This is a genomic window from Terriglobus roseus, assembly GCF_900102185.1.
Lineage (GTDB): Bacteria > Acidobacteriota > Terriglobia > Terriglobales > Acidobacteriaceae > Terriglobus > Terriglobus roseus_A.
This window is the reverse complement of the sequence record NZ_LT629690.1, coordinates 2,130,073-2,145,607: the sequence shown is the minus strand read 5'-3', so window position 1 is coordinate 2,145,607 and position 15,535 is coordinate 2,130,073. Positions and strand designations below refer to the sequence as shown.

The following is a 15,535-nucleotide window of genomic DNA, read 5'->3' as shown; positions in this document are numbered from 1 at the left end:
TTTTCCTAACTAACTTCTGGTTATCCGGCTGCGAGTTCCTTAGCGCGTTGCGTTGCACGCTTAACAGCCTTGATCAACGTCACACGCAAGCCGCCTTCTTCCAGTTCCAGAATGCCGTCCACCGTGCAGCCTGCCGGAGTGGTTACCGCGTCCTTCAACAGGGCAGGGTGATAGCCGGTTTCCAACACCATGCGTGCAGAACCAAAGGTCGTCTGCGCTGCAAGCTGCGTCGCAATGTCACGCGGTAGACCCACGTTCACACCTGCTTCCGCCAGCGCTTCAATGATGATGTAAATGAACGCCGGACCCGAACCCGAAAGTCCCGTGACAGCATCCATGTGCTTCTCATCCACCACCACAGTGCGGCCAACGGTACCGAAGATGCGCTGCGCAATACCAAGCTGATCTTCTGACACAAAGCGTCCGCGGCAAAGCGCCGTAATGCCAGCACCCAGCATCGCCGGAGTATTCGGCATGGAACGCACCACCGGCATCTCGATGCCCGCAGCGTCTTCAATCGCCGAAGTCTTTACGGAAGCTGCAAACGAAACCAGCATCTTCTGCGGCGAAAGTGCCGGTCGAATCTGCTCAATCAGCGCTGGCACCTGGATCGGCTTCACGCCAAGCAGAATCACGTCTGCCTGCTTCGCTGCTTCCAGGTTGTCCGTGGTCACCTCCACGCTGTACTGCGCGGAGAGCGCATGCGCGCGCTCCGGGTGGGCAACGGTGGCAATGATCTGTTCGGCGTGCAACAGGTTGTTCTTCAGGAAGGCCTGCAGAAGAATGCCGCCCATCTTACCGGTACCCAAGATGGCCACTTTGATACCGGGCATCGCTGCGGGGGGCAGTGTGTTTTCGTATTCCAGTTCTGTGCTCATGCTCTTCTTATCGCTGCTTTATAGGGTGTCTAAGAAATATCTGTTCTCTTACAAGAGTAACGCCAGCCGGTGAATGCCGGCTGGCGTTCGTGTGCGGTGATCGTTGCCGGGTTATTTCTGATCTGCGAAAGAGCTCTCCGGATACCATTCCGGTCGCGGTCCATTGGCAACGCGCGTGGTCAACTGTCCAAGCACCACGGTGAACTGTGCAGCAGCAACCTTATCGACAGGCTGTTGCAGGTCATCGCTAGGCTTGTGATAGCGAGTCTTTACCCAATCCATGAAAATCTTCTGCTCAGGCGAATCAGGCGTCCAGCCAAACTTGAAGGCCAGCGCCGGAATGCCCTGCTTCACGAAATTCACCTGATCCGAGCGAACAAAGCGGTTCTCATCCGGCTGCTTATCGAACTGAACTTCAACATCATTCAATTGAAATGCCGCGCGAGCATCATTACCCAGCGTGCTTTCGCCCAGACCCTGCACTTCAATGAAGCGCAGCGGGAACAGCGGCAGATACATGTCCATGTTCAGATCCGCCACAACGTCCTTCTTGGGAACGGTGGGCTTATTCGCAAAGTAAGCCGAGCCAAGTTCGCCCAACTCCTCGCCCGCCAGCGTAATGAACAAGATCGACCGTTTCGGATGCGGATACTTCGCCATCAGTTTGGCGCATTCAATCACTGAAGCGGAACCGGAAGCATTGTCCATCGCGCCGTTATACAGGCTGTCGCCGTTAACAGGACGACCAATGCCCAGGTGATCCAGATGCGCGCTGACCACCACATATTCCTTCTTCAGCTTCGGATCAGAGCCCTCCAGCAGGCCAATCACGTTGGACATGTGAACCGCCGCAGCCTTGCTGATCGTCGTCTTCGCTTCCAGCGTGCCGGGCAAAGCGAAATGCGGCAGCGTCTCGCCCACATTGGCCAGCTTACGCAGCTCTTCATAGCTATGGCCGCTGCCTTCAAACAGCTTTTCGCCCGCGTTGTAAGCAATGGCCGCGTTCACCTGCAAACCCTTCATGGCGTTCAGCGCCGGATCCTCAAACAGAAGGCGAGCCCCACCAGCGCGCGCCGGACCATTCGCATTATTCTGCGGCGGTGCCAGTGCCAACGAAATCATGCCCACCGCACCGGCTGCTGAAAGCTGCTTCCAGCGCTGATCGTTGCTGCGAGCATAGGCGCGCTGCGGTCCCTGAAGGTTGATCGGCGGCGCATTGAAGAAGACAACAACCTTGCCCTTCACATCGGTGCCAGCAAAGTCGTCAATATGCTTCTTCGGGATACGCAGACCATAGCCAATGAAGACCATCGGCGCATTTGAAACCGAGGTGTTTTCCATGCCGGGAGCCAGCGTCGCATCGGACCCAACGGGGAAGTCCACCGTCTTGCCATTGACGTTCACACGGAAGAACGAGGCTGCCGTATCAATCGAAGTAGGCACAAGCGCAAACGACTGCTGATAGCCGCTGGTACCGGCAGGCTTCAGACCAATCGTCTTGAACTGTTCTTCGACATACGCTACGGCCTTTTCATAGCCCGGAGTTCCCGCACGACGTCCTTCCAGCTTGTCATCCGCCAGGTAAGAAACATGCGCCCACCAGGCATCGGCAGGGCCAGACCAGTCCTTGCGTTCACTCAGCACGGGAATCTGCGCAGAGGCCGCAAGCGAGGCGAACGAAAAGCAGAGCAGCGTAGCGGCAAGCCGCGATAGACGACGCATGGGCAGAGAACTCCTGCGGGAATTGGATGTTGTGGCTTCCATACTAACTCGCTCAAGGGTTTCCCGGGGAAGCCGATGAGAAGGTCAGCCCCGCATATCCGCAGGAGATACGACTTCCCAGATGATCGAACCCGCCCTGTTTGTCTTTGCCGTGATGTTTGTTCTGCCTCTGGCCTTAGCCGCCAAAGTCCTCTTCAACATGCACGATCCCAATGAAGACCCGGTGCAGGAAAAGGTGGCGCGCCAAACGCTCACAGGCATGCCTCTTCGGGAGAAACTTCAACGCATGGGAATCCCTGCTTTGGCAGATTGAAAATGCAAAGGCCCGGCATCGCCGGGCCTTTTACACTGTTTGTTTTGTTGACTATCGTTTGCCGAAGACTTCGCCCATACGGCGAATCTGCGCGCCCACTCCGCGAAGCTTTTCTTCAATGCGCTCGTAGCCACGGTCAATGTGGTACACGCGATCCAGAATCGTCTCGCCATCCGCAATCAGCGCAGCCAGCACCAGCGAAGCTGAAGCGCGAAGATCGCTGCACATAACCGCAGCCGACTGCAGCGGCGTACGTCCGCGAACCGTAGCCGTGCGGCCTTCAACGCGGATGTTTGCTCCCATGCGCGACAGCTCCGGCACGTGCATGAAGCGGTTTTCAAAGATGTTTTCCGTGATAACGCTGGTGCCTTCCGCCTGCGTAGCCAGCGCCATGTACTGCGCCTGCATGTCAGTGGGGAAGCCCGGATACTCCACGGTGGTAACGTCCGCGGCCTTTAGCGATCCGCTGCCTTCGCTGCGAACGCGAATGTTGTCCTTGCCAATATCCATGCGGACGCCGCACTCTTCCAGCTTGGCAATCACAGCGCCCAGATGCGCTGGGTTCAGGCAATCCACATTCAGGTCGCCGCCCGAGATAGCGCCCGCAATCAGGAACGTGCCAGCCTCAATGCGGTCGGGATTAATGCGATGCCGCACACCGTGCAGCTTCGATACGCCCTTCACACGAATCGTCGAAGTGCCTGCGCCTTCAATGTGCGCACCCATGCCAATCAGCATCTCGGCCAGGTCGGTCACTTCCGGTTCCTGTGCGCAGTTTTCCATCACGGTTTCGCCGTCGGCCAGCGTCGCGGCCATCAGCAGGTCTTCCGTGCCGGTAACGGTGATCTTGTCAAAGGAAATATGCGCGCCCTTCAGGCGTTCCGCCTTGGCTTCAATGTAGCCATACTCCTGCGTAATCTTCGCGCCCATCAGCTCCAGACCCTTCAAATGAAGGTCGATGGGGCGGTCGCCAATGGAGCATCCGCCCGGCAGCGCAACGCGAGCAATGCCAGCACGCGCCACCAGCGGTCCCAGCACCAGCGAAGACGCACGCATGGTCTTCACAATCTCGTACTTGGCTTCCGGATCAGACAGCACAGCGCACTGAATCGTGGTGCGATGCTGCGCGCGGCCATAACCCAGCTCCACGTGCGCGCCCATGCTTTCCAGCAGCTTGCGTTCGGTCTCAATATCGCGGACCTGGGGAATGTTTTCTAGAACGACTTCCTCTTCCGTAAGGATGGCCGCAGCCATGCAGGGAAGAGCAGAGTTCTTTGCGCCGGAAACCTTGATGGTGCCAAGCAACGGATTGCCACCACGGACAACAAACTTATCCATGTATCTCAGTCTACGGAAGACTTGGCAGGTTTGCAGGTTATCGGGAGAGGTTCCTTTTGTATGTTGAAATCCGTTGACCTGACCGGGAGCCGCCATTCGGAAAACATGGAGTTGGCAGCCAACCAAAAAGTCATTGCTCCCGTCATGATCGTCGTCTATCTCACGGCCATAGCCGTGATGTTGATGATCGTGCTCCTGCGCGCCCCACATTTCAGCTACACACTGGACGACCCGTACATCCATCTGGCACTTGCGCAGAACATCGCAATCGGCCATTACGGAATCAATCCGGGCGAAACGACGTCGCCCTCTTCCAGCGTGCTATGGCCATTTTTGCTCGCGCCGCTCAGTCGGACCATAGTGGCCGAGTGGGTGCCATTGTTCCTGAATATGGTGTTCTCACTCGGAACCTGCATCCTGCTGGCCCGCTGGCTGGAACCGCGGCTACGATCTGCCGGATTCGGCAACCCCTCTATCGCTGGACTTGCCATCTGCCTGGTACTTGCGGCAAACATGCCGGGCCTGACCATGACCGGCATGGAGCACTCCCTTCAGGTATTGCTCGTCGTCGCATGCGTGATCGCGATCTTCCGTGTGTATGAGGGCGGTTCAGTCGCGTGGCCCTATCTGGCAGCCGCTGCGCTCGCGCCCGCCGTCCGCTACGAGAACGTTGTCTACACAGGCGCGGTCTGCGCGGCGTTGCTGCTGAAGCGTCGCTACGGGATAGCCGTGACGGTCTTCGTCGTCAGCATCTTGCCGTTGGTTGGGCTTGGGCTTTTTCTTCACGCGCATGGATTGCCACCATTCCCGAACTCCGTCATGGCGAAGGGCGGCATGGAAGCCAGCAGCGGCCGCTCAACTGGCCTCACCCATCTGATAGGTCTGGTCGCCGTCAATGCGAAAAACCTGTTTGTGCGGCCGTCACGTCGCATCATCTTCTTGTGCCTGTTGGCGATTGCAACATGCTGCGTATACCTCCGGCGACGTTACACAATGTGGCCCATGATGGCAGTCCTGTTGGCTGCAGTAGCCATGGTTCTCGTTGGGCCATACGACTGGTACTTCCGATACGACGTTGCACTCCGAATCTTCGTTCTGCTTCTTGCATTAGGCCTGACACTTCACGCCATGAAAGGGCAGAAGCTGCTTGCGCCTGTCATATGGCTCCTCACTCTATTGAGTGCTGTCGCTTTTCTTCCGCCTCTACTGGGATCGCCCGGTGCATCTCTCCAAATTGCCCGCCAGCAATACGAAATGCATCGCTTCCTGCAGCAGGTAGGCTCAGAAAACGTCGCTGTGAACGACCTCGGCTGGGTCAGTTTCAACGCTTACGGCAAGTTCTACGTTCTGGATCTCATCGGATTGGCGAACCTGGAAACCCTGCGTGAGAAAAAACGCGACACCGCATGGCTCGATCGCGTCACCAAGAAACACGATGTTGAGCTCGTCATGATCTACGATTCTTGGTTTGCCAGCCCTCCGCCAGACTGGATCAAACTGGGCGTCCTGCATGAATCGCAGCAATACTTCGAGAGCCCGATTTCTACCATCGGCGTGTCGTTCTATGCCACATCAACGGACGCGGCAAAGCGTTTGCTGCCCCAATTAGGCGCGTTTCGCAGAACGCTGCCTTCTCACGCCTGGATACAAGCGAAATGAGCAAGAGCGCGGATCGCTCCGCGCTCTTATGTCAGTGCAGACAGGCTTAAGCACCCGTTTTAGCGCCATGACGATGCGCCTGACGCATGGTCTTCAACTGCTGCATCTGCTCCGGTGTCAACACGCCAGACATCTCGGTCTGGGTGTTCTGCTGAATCTGATGACGCTGATCCTTCTTCTGATCGGCGGTGAGTGTCGTGTCGGTATGAAGCGCCTTCATCTTCTGCTGACGTTCCGCCAGGATCGGTTCCAGCTTCGCCGTCTGGTCCTGAGACAGGCCAAGCTTCTTACCCATCTTCAGCGCGACCTTATGCGGGTTGTGCGCGCGACGGTGATGCTTGTGCGTTACCTGCGTTTGCGGTGCAGCGGTCTGCGGTGCGGCAGCCTGCGCGAATGCGGCAGTGCCTGCAAACGAGAGAAGAAGGGCAGAGGTCAGGAGGATCTGTTTCATGACGGGGTTACTCCTTACGAGAGCGGCAACATTTGCATGCGCTCTGCAGATACAAACACGGCTGTACGCAATCGTTGCGCGCAACTTTTTTCTCCGACCGCTGTTGTACGCGCCACTTGCTGATACCTTGTTGTTACTCAAACATTTCTGCAGGGAAGCGCCACCGCGTCATGCGTTCGGCGCGAAGGAGAATTTTCATGAACCGCCGCCATTTTCTCTCGACCGCCGCATTGGCAGCAGCTTCCACATCCTTCATGGCCGACGCCCAGCGCCCGGAAACCCAAGCGCCCGTGAAAGGCCCCCTGCCGCCATCCATCGCAGCTCTCCCCAACCGTAAGTCTGAGGCAACCCCCATCACCGTTGCCGAACGTGGCGAACGCATCGCCCGCGCGCAGGAGTTGATGGCGAAGCAGGGATACGCGGGAGTTCTGCTGGCGGGCGGAACCTCCATGGTGTACTTCACCGGCATTCGCAGCGGCAACAGCGAACGCATGTTCGCATTCATCATTCCCGTCAAAGGCGCAGCATTTCTCGTTTGTCCGTCATTTGAAGAAGACCGCATGCGCGAACGCCTCGACACCATCCCCGGCGGCCAGAACGTGCGCATCTACACCTGGCACGAGGACGAAAGCCCGTTCGCTCTCGTAGGCAAAGGCTTGGCCGACGCAGGTCTGCGCACCGGCAAGATCGGCATCGAAGAGAAGACACCCTACATCTACGCATCAGAAATCGCAAAAGCCAATCCGGGCTTGCAAGTAGTCGATGGAACACCCATCACCGCGGGCTGCCGCCGAATCAAGACAAAGCACGAGCTTGATCTACTCACTCTGGCCAATCAGGTAACGCTCTCTGTCTACGAAGCCGCATGGAAGGCTGGCCACCCCGGCATGAACACCGCTGACTTCAGCGCACTCATGGGCGCAGCCTACGTCAAGAGTGGATTCCCCGGATTCTCAAGCTGCGAAACCGGCATCTACAGCGCATTGCCGCACGGCTCCATCAAACCGCAGGTCATCAAGGAAAACGACATCGTCCTCATCGACGACGGTTGCACCGTCGAAGGCTACGCCGCAGACATCTCGCGGACCTTCGTTTACGGCACACCGTCAGACAAGATGAAACGCGTCTTCGACACCGTACACAAAGCGCAGGCTGCCGCACGCGACGCCGCCAAGGCAGGCAACGAATGCCAGTCCGTAGACAAAGCCGCACGCGACATCATCACCGCTGCCGGCTTCGGCCCTGATTACAAGACCTTTACACACCGCGTCGGCCATGGCATCGGCATGGACGGCCATGAGTGGCCATACCTGGTGCGCGGCAACAAGACGATCCTTGAAACAGGCATGTGCTTCAGTGACGAACCCGGTATCTATCTGCCGAATGAATTTGGTGTTCGCCTTGAAGATTGCATGCACATTACGCCGCAAGGTGGAGTTTTATTCACGCCGCAGAGCCCATCTCTCACGGAGCCGTTCGCCGTTTAAAACGCAACAGTTCTCGAAATGGATTGTCATACTTTCCCGCGGCGCTTTCGCGTAGGCTTGTCCGTGCGTGATAATCAGTTACATGCGCCGCCTCGTGCCGCGAACGTTTTTTGGCCAGCTTGTGCTTGGAATCATCCTTGCACAGACGCTTGTGCTCAGCGGCTACCTCTATTACGTGGTTGTCAGTACAAGACAGGCATCACGAAAGAGCCTGGAAGCACGTATCTCCAGCCAGATTGATCGTTTGGCCGCCGCCTGCACGGAACGCATTCGCCGTGGCGACAGCGAGGGCCTCCGTGAACTGCTGGAGCTTGCCGAGATCGCGCCCAGCATCCAGTCCACGCGACTGACAGATCTTAGCGGCAATACCGTCGCTGCCAGCAGGGGCGGCATGAACCGCGATCTGGACGACGAAGAACGCAAAGTCCTGCCCACCGTCACAGGGCAGCACATCTTCCGTTCGAAACGAGGGCAGGTGGAGGCGGTCACGCCTCTGCTGGAAAATGGCAAACCGGTCGCACTGCTGTGGCTGGAGCCCAATCCAACCTCTGGAGCCAGCACAGTCACCGCCATCGCCCGCATTGCGCTGACGTATGGTGCTCTCGCGCTACTCGCCAATCTGCTACCCATCTTTCTGATCGTGCGCCGCATGACCAAGCCCATCCGCAGGCTCAGCACGGCAACGCACGGCGTATTACGCGGCACTCTGCCCAATCCTGAGTTTCCTTTGCCCGTCACAGGACGGAATGAAGCTGGTGTGCTCACCGAAAACTTCAACACCATGGTGCGTGAGCTCGAAGAGCAGCGCAGCGGATTGTTGGAGACATTGGCACTGCTCGATTCCATGTTGGGCAACGCACCCATCGGCTTTGCCTTCCTCGATGCGGACTTTCAGATCGTGCGCCAGAACGACTTCTTCTCGGTCATGTTCGCCACGCAGGATGCAGACGGCGGCATTCTCGCCGGTTCCTTAGCGCGAGAGGTGCAGGCTCGCGCAGCAGAAGTCTTCAAAACGGGGCAAGGCATTCGCAATCTTGAACTGCAGGACGGGCGCGAAGATTCGCCACGAGCATGGTTGATGCAGTTCTATCCCGTGCGGACAGCCTCAGACAGCGTGCGCTGGGTGGGTGTCGTGGGCAGCGAGATCACCGAACGCCTCAAGGCAGAAGAGACGTTGCGTCGCACAGAAAAACTGGCCGCTGCTGGTCGTCTTGCAGCCAGCGTCGCGCATGAGATTAATAACCCGCTTGAATCCGTAACCAATCTTCTTTACATCCTTCGCAATCATGAGCCCATGGATGGCGGTGCGGTCGGCTTCATTGAGATGGCGCAGGAAGAACTTGCACGCGTCGCGCAGGTCACGCAACAAACGCTCCGCTTCTACCGGCAGTCGGTATCGCGTGCACGCGTTGATCTGAATGAGATTGTGGATTCAGTTTTCACGCTCTATCAGCCTCGTCTGCTGCGCGCCAATATCAACGTTCTGCGCGAAAGCCGCGGAGACACATCACTGATGTGTTTTGCCGGAGAGATGCGTCAGCTTCTTGCAAACCTCGTGGCAAATTCATTGGATGCCATGCCTGGCGGCGGTACGTTGTCCGTTCGCATACGCCAAACCTCGCATCCTTCGGGTGGCGTTTTACTCACGGTGGCTGATACCGGTCATGGCATGTCTGCAGAGACCGCACGTAAAGTCTTTGAAGCGTTCTTCACCACCAAGCACGCAACGGGTACAGGACTTGGCCTCTGGGTCAGTGAAGAGATCATTCGCAAGCATCGCGGCCTGGTACGACTTCGCACCCGCGAAGGAGAGCATTCGGGAACATGCTTCGTCATGTTTTTTCCAGCGGTATCGGAAGAAGAAGCAATCGAAGACGAACTGGACGCGGTCTCAGCAACCTAAGCCACCTCTGTATAGACAGAATGGGCCAGCAATCGCTGGCCCATTCTTACGCATAAAGTTTGTCTTAGAGGTCGAGTGGTGCGTTCTCAATCGCGCGACGAACGTTGCCATCAGACTTTTGCAAACGTCGAACGGCTTCCATCTTATCCACGCTCGCCTTCAGCATAACCACGGCAATCGGGATGGACTTACCAGCGGACTTGATCGTGCGAATCGCAGTTTCGCGGTCCACGCCGGTCACGCGCTGCAGCACATTGATGCCGCGTTCCACCAGTTTCTCGTTCTTCATGTGCACGTTGACCATCAGGTTGTCGTACACATATCCAAGCCGAGTCATCGCGCCCGTCGTGATCATGTTGGTGATCATCTTCTGCGCCGTGGAGGCCTTCAGGCGCGTCGATCCGCTGATCACCTCAGGTCCCACTTCCGCCACCATGCAGATGTCCGCAGCGTCCGCCAGTCTCGTGTTCTGGTTGCAGACAATGGCCGCAGTCTGTGCGCCTCGCAAGCGGGCATACTCTACCGCTCCCACAACGTACGGAGTACGTCCGGAAGCCGAGATGCCGATCACGATGTCTTTACGCGTAGGGCGCCGCTTGGCAATGTCACGCTGGCCCATCTCAGGGGAGTCTTCATTCACGTCCGCGGCGCTGGCAAGTGCCTTGGGGCCGCCACACATGATGTACTGCACCTGTGCTGGCTGGGTTGAGAAGGTAGCCGGACATTCCGCTGCATCCAGCGAGGCAATGCGCCCCGACGAACCGGCACCCACGTAAATGAGCCGTCCGCCATCCCGAAGACAGCGCGCCACCACGTCGATGACCTGCGCAATTTCCGGAAGTGCCTTCTTCACCGCTGCGGCGACTTTCGCATCTTCCGCATTGATGATGCGCGCAATCTCAAGAGCCGACTTGGTGTCGAACCCTTCAGAAGCTTCATTTTGCCGCTCGGTGGCCAGAGAGCGGATGCCCTGCTTATCTTGCAGGGCCGGTTTGTTCTGTTCTTCGATCATGAGTGCAGGCATGGATCTTCTATGTCCTTCGCCATCGTCATTCTAGTCCAAGCTCTTTCGATGCCGGGGAAATCCTTTCAGATATCTGCGGAACCGCCCCGGACTGTGACTATTGTGTCATCTTGCCCGTCTTATACAGTAGTAGAAGGGCAATGGACGAAGCAAAGCAGCAGAACGTGGAAGAGACAACTACGGTACGCAAAGCCGTCTCCTGGGCGTGGTTAAGAGACGTATTAGCCTCCGTCGCAGTCTCAGTGTTTATCATTCTGTTTCTTTACCAGCCGGTCCGTGTAGAAGGCACCAGCATGGTGCCCATGTTGCAGGATCAGGATCGCCTGTTCATCAACAAACTGGCCTATCACGTGGGTGAAATCCACCCCAGCGATGTGGTTGTCTTCCACTATCCCCGCGACCTCACCAAGAGCTATATCAAACGAGTCATTGCGCTTCCGGGCGACCGTTTGCGTATTGAGCATGGCCGCGTGTTCGTGAATGATAAGCAACTCAAAGAGCCGTATGTCCCCGTAAGATTCGCGGACGAACGTTCGCAGCCAGAGATGACCATCCCCGCGAACGAATACTTCGTCATGGGGGATCACCGTTCCATCTCGTCGGACAGCCGCGACTTTGGTCCGGTAGACCGCACGCTGATTTACGGCAAGGCCAGCTTTGTGTATTGGCCCTTTGATCAGGCTGGCGTCGTCCACTAAGACGTCAGGGAATCAAGCAAGGAACATCCCCGCAGAAAATTTCATTTTCACAGGTCACGCTGCGGCAGTACTCGCGGAGAATGCGATCAATGGCTTTGCCATTCTGGAGCTTCTCCCTTGAAGATGATTCGTCGCAGCGCCCTTGTTCTCCTTGCCCTTCTCACAGTTGCCGGAACTGTCGCCTCTGCCCAGCCGCGCCACCACCGCCATCACCGTGCTCATCATCACTATCGTCACGCACGCTAAATCGATTTCGATTCCGAACGACGAAAGCCCCGCAAATCAGCGGGGCTTTTCATCATTTCAAAAGAATCCAGATCAATATTTCGTATGAACGATCTTCGCAAAGCAAGCCGGATCAAGGCTCGCGCCGCCCACAAGAAGTCCATCGATATCCGGCTGCGTCAGCAACGCTGCGCTGTTCTCCGGCTTCACAGAACCGCCGTAAAGAATGCGGGTATTGTTCGCAATCTCGGCATTGAACACCCACTCCAGTTGCGACCGAATGATGCTGTGTACCTCGTTTGCAATCTCCGGCGATGCTGTCGATCCCGTACCAATAGCCCACACCGGCTCATACGCAATCACAATCTGCTTCGCGTTCTCCGTAGGAATGTTCGACAGCGCGGCACCCATCTGCGCCATGATGATGTCGCGCGTAAATCCGCCCTGCCGATCCACCAGCAACTCACCCAGGCAAAGCACCGGGATCAGATCATGCGCAATCGCCGCCTTGATCTTCAGGTTCACGTGCTCATATGTTTCGTTGGCATACAGACGGCGTTCCGAGTGCCCCAACAGCACGTGCGTCGCGCCAATGCTGGTGAGCATGTTCGGCGAAGTTTGGCCGGTGTACGGGCCTTCGTTAAGCCAGTGCATCGTCTGCGCACCCGCACGCAGATGCGTACCCCGCACGCGGTCAATCACCGTAGAAAGCGAAGTCGCAGTCGGGAAGATGATGATCTCGTCCCGTTCATGGTCATGCACCTTCGGCAGAAACGCGTTCAAAAACTCCAGCGACTCGCGCGGAGTTTTGTACATCTTCCAATTGCCGGCAATGATCTTCTTGCGTGTGGACACTCGACTGTTCTCTCCCGTAAAGCAGCTTGCATGATAGTGGCGAAGGGCTCCCTCCGCCACCCCATACCGTTACTTCTGCGTAAGTGCAGCCACCCCAGGAAGCGTCTTGCCTTCCAGGAACTCCAGCGAAGCGCCACCGCCAGTGGAGATATGCGTGATCTTGTCGGTCACCTCGGCCATATGCGCCGCGGAAACCGAGTCGCCGCCACCAACAATGCTGGTTGCATCAATGTTGTCCGCCACAGCATGCGCAACGGCCATGGTGCCCTTGGCAAACGCAGGCATTTCAAAGACGCCCATCGGCCCATTCCAAACAATGGTGCGAGCCTCCGCGATCTCATCGGTGAACAGCTTGATTGACTTCGGACCAATGTCCAGCGCCATCAGATCCGCAGGGAAGTCGCCCGTGCCATCAAACAATTCCGTCTTCGCATCGGGCGCAAACTTATCGGCAAGGATGTGATCCACAGGCAGCAGGAACTTCACACCCTTCTCCTCGGCCTTCTTCAACGCAGCAGCAGCCACGTCAATCTTGTCGGCTTCCAGCAGGCTCTTGCCGGTCTTCTGTCCCTGCGCATTCAGGAACGTATAAGCCATGCCGCCGCCTACAATGATCGCGTCCACCTTGTTCAGCAGGTTGTCGATCACGTCGATCTTGTCGCTCACCTTCGCTCCGCCAATGATGGCGACAAAAGGCTTGTCCGGCGACTCAAGCGCCTTGCCCAGATAGTTAAGTTCCTTATCCATCAACAAGCCGCTGGCCGACTGCTTCACAAAATGCGTAATGCCTTCCGTGGACGCATGCGCACGATGTGCCGCACCAAACGCGTCGTTCACATAGATATCTGCCAGCGAAGCCAGCTTCTTCGCAAATGCCGGATCATTCTTTTCCTCTTCCTTATGAAAGCGAAGATTCTCCAGCAGCAGCGCCTGCCCGTACTCCAGCTTGTCTACGAGCTCTTCCGCAATTTCGCCCACGCAGTCCGGCGAGAAAGCCACATTGCGCGAAAGTCCCAGGTCCGAATCCAGCAGCATCCGCAGACGATCCACCACCGGCCGCAGACTCATCGACTCCACACGCTCGCCCTTAGGACGTCCCAAATGCGCTGCAAGAATCAACCGAGCCTTATGCCGCAGGGCATATTCAATCGTAGGAAGCGTCTCGCGAATACGCGTGTCATCCAGAATTTCGCCGCCATCCTTGGAAAGCGGTACGTTGAAGTCGACGCGCAAAAAGACGCGCTTGCCGTGGAGATCGAGATCGCGGATCGAAAGCGTTGCCATGGCTAACAGTCTAACGGCACACGCCGATGTGCGTGAGTCGCAACGACAAAGGGGCCAGCGCGAAGCCAGCCCCTTGTCATTGTGTTGATGGAAGATTAACCAGCGTTCGGCGTCACCACACGATAGCTAGCACCACCATTCGACCAAACCAGCAGCAACACATTCTTGCCATCAGGAGAGGCCTTGATGTTGCTAGCCACCTGATCAGCAGAAGCGGTCGCCTTGCGATTCACTTCCATGATCACGTCGCCCGGCTGCAGCCCGGCTTCTTCCGCAGGCGACCCAGGACGAACCTGTGCCACCGCCGCGCCGTTCACGTTCGCAGGAATGTTCATCTGCTGACGGATGTCCGGTGTGAGGTCGCTCATGGCAACACCCAGCTTGCCGCTGTTGCCCTGCTTGCCGCTGCCGTCACCATCGTTGCTGGCCACTTCCTTGTCCTTGTTGTACTCACCCAGCGTCACGTTCACGCTCTGGTGCTGACCGCTACGGCTGATGCCCAGGTTGATCTTCGTTCCCGGCGTCATCTGCGCCACATCCACCTGCAACGCACTGCCATTTTCGACAGGCTTGCCGTTGATGCTCGTGATCACATCGCCGTTCTTCATACCAGCACTCGCAGCAGGCGAACCCGGCGACACCTGCGACACAATCGCGCCCAACGCGTCCGTCAGGTTAAAGAACTGCGCGTTCTCCGGCGTCACATCGTTCATCGCAATGCCCAGGTAGCCATGGTGAACGCTGCCTGTCTTGATGATCTGATCTGCAATCGCCTTGGCCGTCGAAGACGGAATCGCAAAGCTCGCACCAGCAAAGCTGCCGCTGTTCGTCGCAATCATCTGGTTAATGCCCACCAGCTCGCCATGCGCATTCACCAGCGGACCCCCGCTGTTTCCGGGGTTAACAGCAGCATCCGTCTGAATCAAACCACCCGGCGTACGAGCGTCTGAAGAGAACGGAGCAGGACGATTCACCGCCGACACAATACCGCGCGTCACGCTGAACTGCAGCACACCAAACGGGCTACCAAACGCCAGCACTGTCTGTCCCGGCTGCAGCTTGCCGCTGTCGCCCCACGAAATCGCAGGCAGATCATGCGCGTCCACCTTGATCACCGCAATGTCCGTCAGCTTATCCGTGCCCAGAACCTTGCCGGTTAGCACGCGGCGATCATGCAGCGTCACCTTGATCTGCGTCGCGCCTTCCACCACGTGGTTGTTCGTGATGATGTAGCCGTCTGACGAGATGATCACGCCCGAACCCACACCATGACGCAACGGCTGCTGCTGCGGCTGCATGCGTCCCTGTCCGCGACCACCGCCACCACCCAGCCCAAAGAACTGGCGTAGCTGCGGAGGAATCTGCGACGGATCAATCTGCTGCTGCGCCTGACCATCGCTGTCGTCATCATCCTCAGCGCCGCCGCGGCTGGTCACAGCAACGTTGACCACGGCAGGCGTAACACGCGCAGCCAGGCGCTCCATATCCTGATCCAGCGCGGATAGGGAAGACACGCTTTGGTCATCCAGCGCGGCAGCAGTTACAGCACCGGCATGCACACCACCCATGCCATGGAAAGCCATCGCAGAACCCAGCACCGCCACAGCGGCAAGCGATCCAGGCAGAGCAAAACGGCGAATGTTCTTCTTGTCTACTAAGGAATTAGTTGTTGCGGACATAGTGCTTCTTTCTCCAGGT

Annotated in this window: 13 protein-coding genes; 5 read left to right on the top strand and 8 right to left on the bottom strand. The window is 57.4% G+C overall.

Going from position 1 to position 15,535, the window contains the following annotated elements; translation table 11 throughout:
• Positions 1-20: 20 nt before the first annotated feature.
• On the bottom strand, positions 21-878 hold the full coding sequence (gene proC, locus BLT38_RS09065; RefSeq protein WP_083344882.1) for a pyrroline-5-carboxylate reductase: 858 nt from the start codon (positions 876-878) through the stop codon (positions 21-23).
• Positions 879-989: 111 nt separating this feature from the next.
• Complete coding sequence (locus tag BLT38_RS09060) at positions 990-2,600, bottom strand: M28 family peptidase (protein WP_083344881.1); 1,611 nt, start codon at positions 2,598-2,600, stop codon at positions 990-992.
• A gap of 121 nt (positions 2,601-2,721) precedes the next feature.
• On the opposite strand from BLT38_RS09060, the gene BLT38_RS09055 reads away from it, so the two are divergent.
• Positions 2,722-2,913, top strand: a complete 192-nt coding sequence (locus BLT38_RS09055; RefSeq protein ID WP_083344880.1) for a hypothetical protein — start codon at positions 2,722-2,724, stop codon at positions 2,911-2,913.
• A gap of 51 nt (positions 2,914-2,964) precedes the next feature.
• Here the strand turns inward: BLT38_RS09055 and murA are convergent, their stop codons facing one another.
• Positions 2,965-4,251 carry a UDP-N-acetylglucosamine 1-carboxyvinyltransferase gene (gene murA, locus BLT38_RS09050; RefSeq protein ID WP_083344879.1) on the bottom strand — a complete coding sequence of 429 codons (1,287 nt, stop codon included), beginning with the start codon at positions 4,249-4,251 and terminating at the stop codon, positions 2,965-2,967.
• Between the two features lie 60 nt (positions 4,252-4,311).
• Between murA and BLT38_RS09045 the strand changes: the two genes are divergently transcribed.
• The gene (locus tag BLT38_RS09045) at positions 4,312-5,910 is read left to right on the top strand and encodes a hypothetical protein (protein ID WP_083344878.1); all 1,599 of its coding nucleotides are present in this window, start codon (positions 4,312-4,314) and stop codon (positions 5,908-5,910) included.
• A gap of 46 nt (positions 5,911-5,956) precedes the next feature.
• On the opposite strand, the gene BLT38_RS09040 is transcribed toward BLT38_RS09045, so the two are convergent.
• Complete coding sequence (locus BLT38_RS09040) at positions 5,957-6,361, bottom strand: hypothetical protein (RefSeq protein ID WP_083344877.1); 405 nt, start codon at positions 6,359-6,361, stop codon at positions 5,957-5,959.
• 197 nt (positions 6,362-6,558) lie between these two features.
• Between BLT38_RS09040 and BLT38_RS09035 the strand changes: the two genes are divergently transcribed.
• Both BLT38_RS09035 and BLT38_RS09030 read left to right on the top strand, forming a co-directional pair.
• Positions 6,559-7,848 carry a M24 family metallopeptidase gene (locus tag BLT38_RS09035; protein ID WP_083344876.1) on the top strand — a complete coding sequence of 430 codons (1,290 nt, stop codon included), beginning with the start codon at positions 6,559-6,561 and terminating at the stop codon, positions 7,846-7,848.
• 82 nt (positions 7,849-7,930) lie between these two features.
• Positions 7,931-9,751 (top strand): sensor histidine kinase, encoded by a 1,821-nt coding sequence (locus BLT38_RS09030; RefSeq protein ID WP_083344875.1) that lies wholly within the window; start codon positions 7,931-7,933, stop codon positions 9,749-9,751.
• A 64-nt stretch (positions 9,752-9,815) separates the two neighbouring features.
• Here BLT38_RS09030 and murQ read toward each other — a convergent pair whose 3' ends face one another.
• Complete coding sequence (murQ, locus tag BLT38_RS09025; protein ID WP_083344874.1) at positions 9,816-10,775, bottom strand: N-acetylmuramic acid 6-phosphate etherase; 960 nt, start codon at positions 10,773-10,775, stop codon at positions 9,816-9,818.
• A 140-nt stretch (positions 10,776-10,915) separates the two neighbouring features.
• Here murQ and lepB point away from each other — a divergent pair, with 140 nt between their 5' ends.
• Positions 10,916-11,473: a signal peptidase I gene (gene lepB / locus BLT38_RS09020; protein WP_083344873.1), complete on the top strand. Its 558-nt coding sequence runs from the start codon at positions 10,916-10,918 to the stop codon at positions 11,471-11,473.
• A gap of 318 nt (positions 11,474-11,791) precedes the next feature.
• Here lepB and tpiA read toward each other — a convergent pair whose 3' ends face one another.
• The 3 genes from tpiA to BLT38_RS09000 form a co-directional block, all read right to left on the bottom strand.
• The gene (gene tpiA / locus BLT38_RS09010) at positions 11,792-12,553 is read right to left on the bottom strand and encodes a triose-phosphate isomerase (RefSeq protein WP_269456839.1); all 762 of its coding nucleotides are present in this window, start codon (positions 12,551-12,553) and stop codon (positions 11,792-11,794) included.
• A 69-nt stretch (positions 12,554-12,622) separates the two neighbouring features.
• The gene (locus tag BLT38_RS09005; RefSeq protein WP_083344871.1) at positions 12,623-13,837 is read right to left on the bottom strand and encodes a phosphoglycerate kinase; all 1,215 of its coding nucleotides are present in this window, start codon (positions 13,835-13,837) and stop codon (positions 12,623-12,625) included.
• 95 nt (positions 13,838-13,932) lie between these two features.
• Entirely contained in the window at positions 13,933-15,516 is a 1,584-nt protein-coding gene (locus BLT38_RS09000; protein ID WP_083344870.1) for a trypsin-like peptidase domain-containing protein, read from the bottom strand.
• Positions 15,517-15,535: the final 19 nt, after the last annotated feature.

Bases quoted from the DNA above. Each gene is read 5' to 3' on its own strand.
- proC (WP_083344882.1), bottom strand. From the start codon at position 878: ATGAGCACAGAACTGGAATACGAAAACACACTGCCCCCCGCAGCGATG.
- BLT38_RS09060 (WP_083344881.1), bottom strand. From the start codon at position 2,600: ATGCGTCGTCTATCGCGGCTTGCCGCTACGCTGCTCTGCTTTTCGTTC.
- BLT38_RS09055 (WP_083344880.1), top strand. From the start codon at position 2,722: ATGATCGAACCCGCCCTGTTTGTCTTTGCCGTGATGTTTGTTCTGCCT.
- murA (WP_083344879.1), bottom strand. From the start codon at position 4,251: ATGGATAAGTTTGTTGTCCGTGGTGGCAATCCGTTGCTTGGCACCATC.
- BLT38_RS09045 (WP_083344878.1), top strand. From the start codon at position 4,312: ATGTTGAAATCCGTTGACCTGACCGGGAGCCGCCATTCGGAAAACATG.
- BLT38_RS09040 (WP_083344877.1), bottom strand. From the start codon at position 6,361: ATGAAACAGATCCTCCTGACCTCTGCCCTTCTTCTCTCGTTTGCAGGC.
- BLT38_RS09035 (WP_083344876.1), top strand. From the start codon at position 6,559: ATGAACCGCCGCCATTTTCTCTCGACCGCCGCATTGGCAGCAGCTTCC.
- BLT38_RS09030 (WP_083344875.1), top strand. From the start codon at position 7,931: ATGCGCCGCCTCGTGCCGCGAACGTTTTTTGGCCAGCTTGTGCTTGGA.
- murQ (WP_083344874.1), bottom strand. From the start codon at position 10,775: ATGCCTGCACTCATGATCGAAGAACAGAACAAACCGGCCCTGCAAGAT.
- lepB (WP_083344873.1), top strand. From the start codon at position 10,916: ATGGACGAAGCAAAGCAGCAGAACGTGGAAGAGACAACTACGGTACGC.
- BLT38_RS09005 (WP_083344871.1), bottom strand. From the start codon at position 13,837: ATGGCAACGCTTTCGATCCGCGATCTCGATCTCCACGGCAAGCGCGTC.
- BLT38_RS09000 (WP_083344870.1), bottom strand. From the start codon at position 15,516: ATGTCCGCAACAACTAATTCCTTAGTAGACAAGAAGAACATTCGCCGT.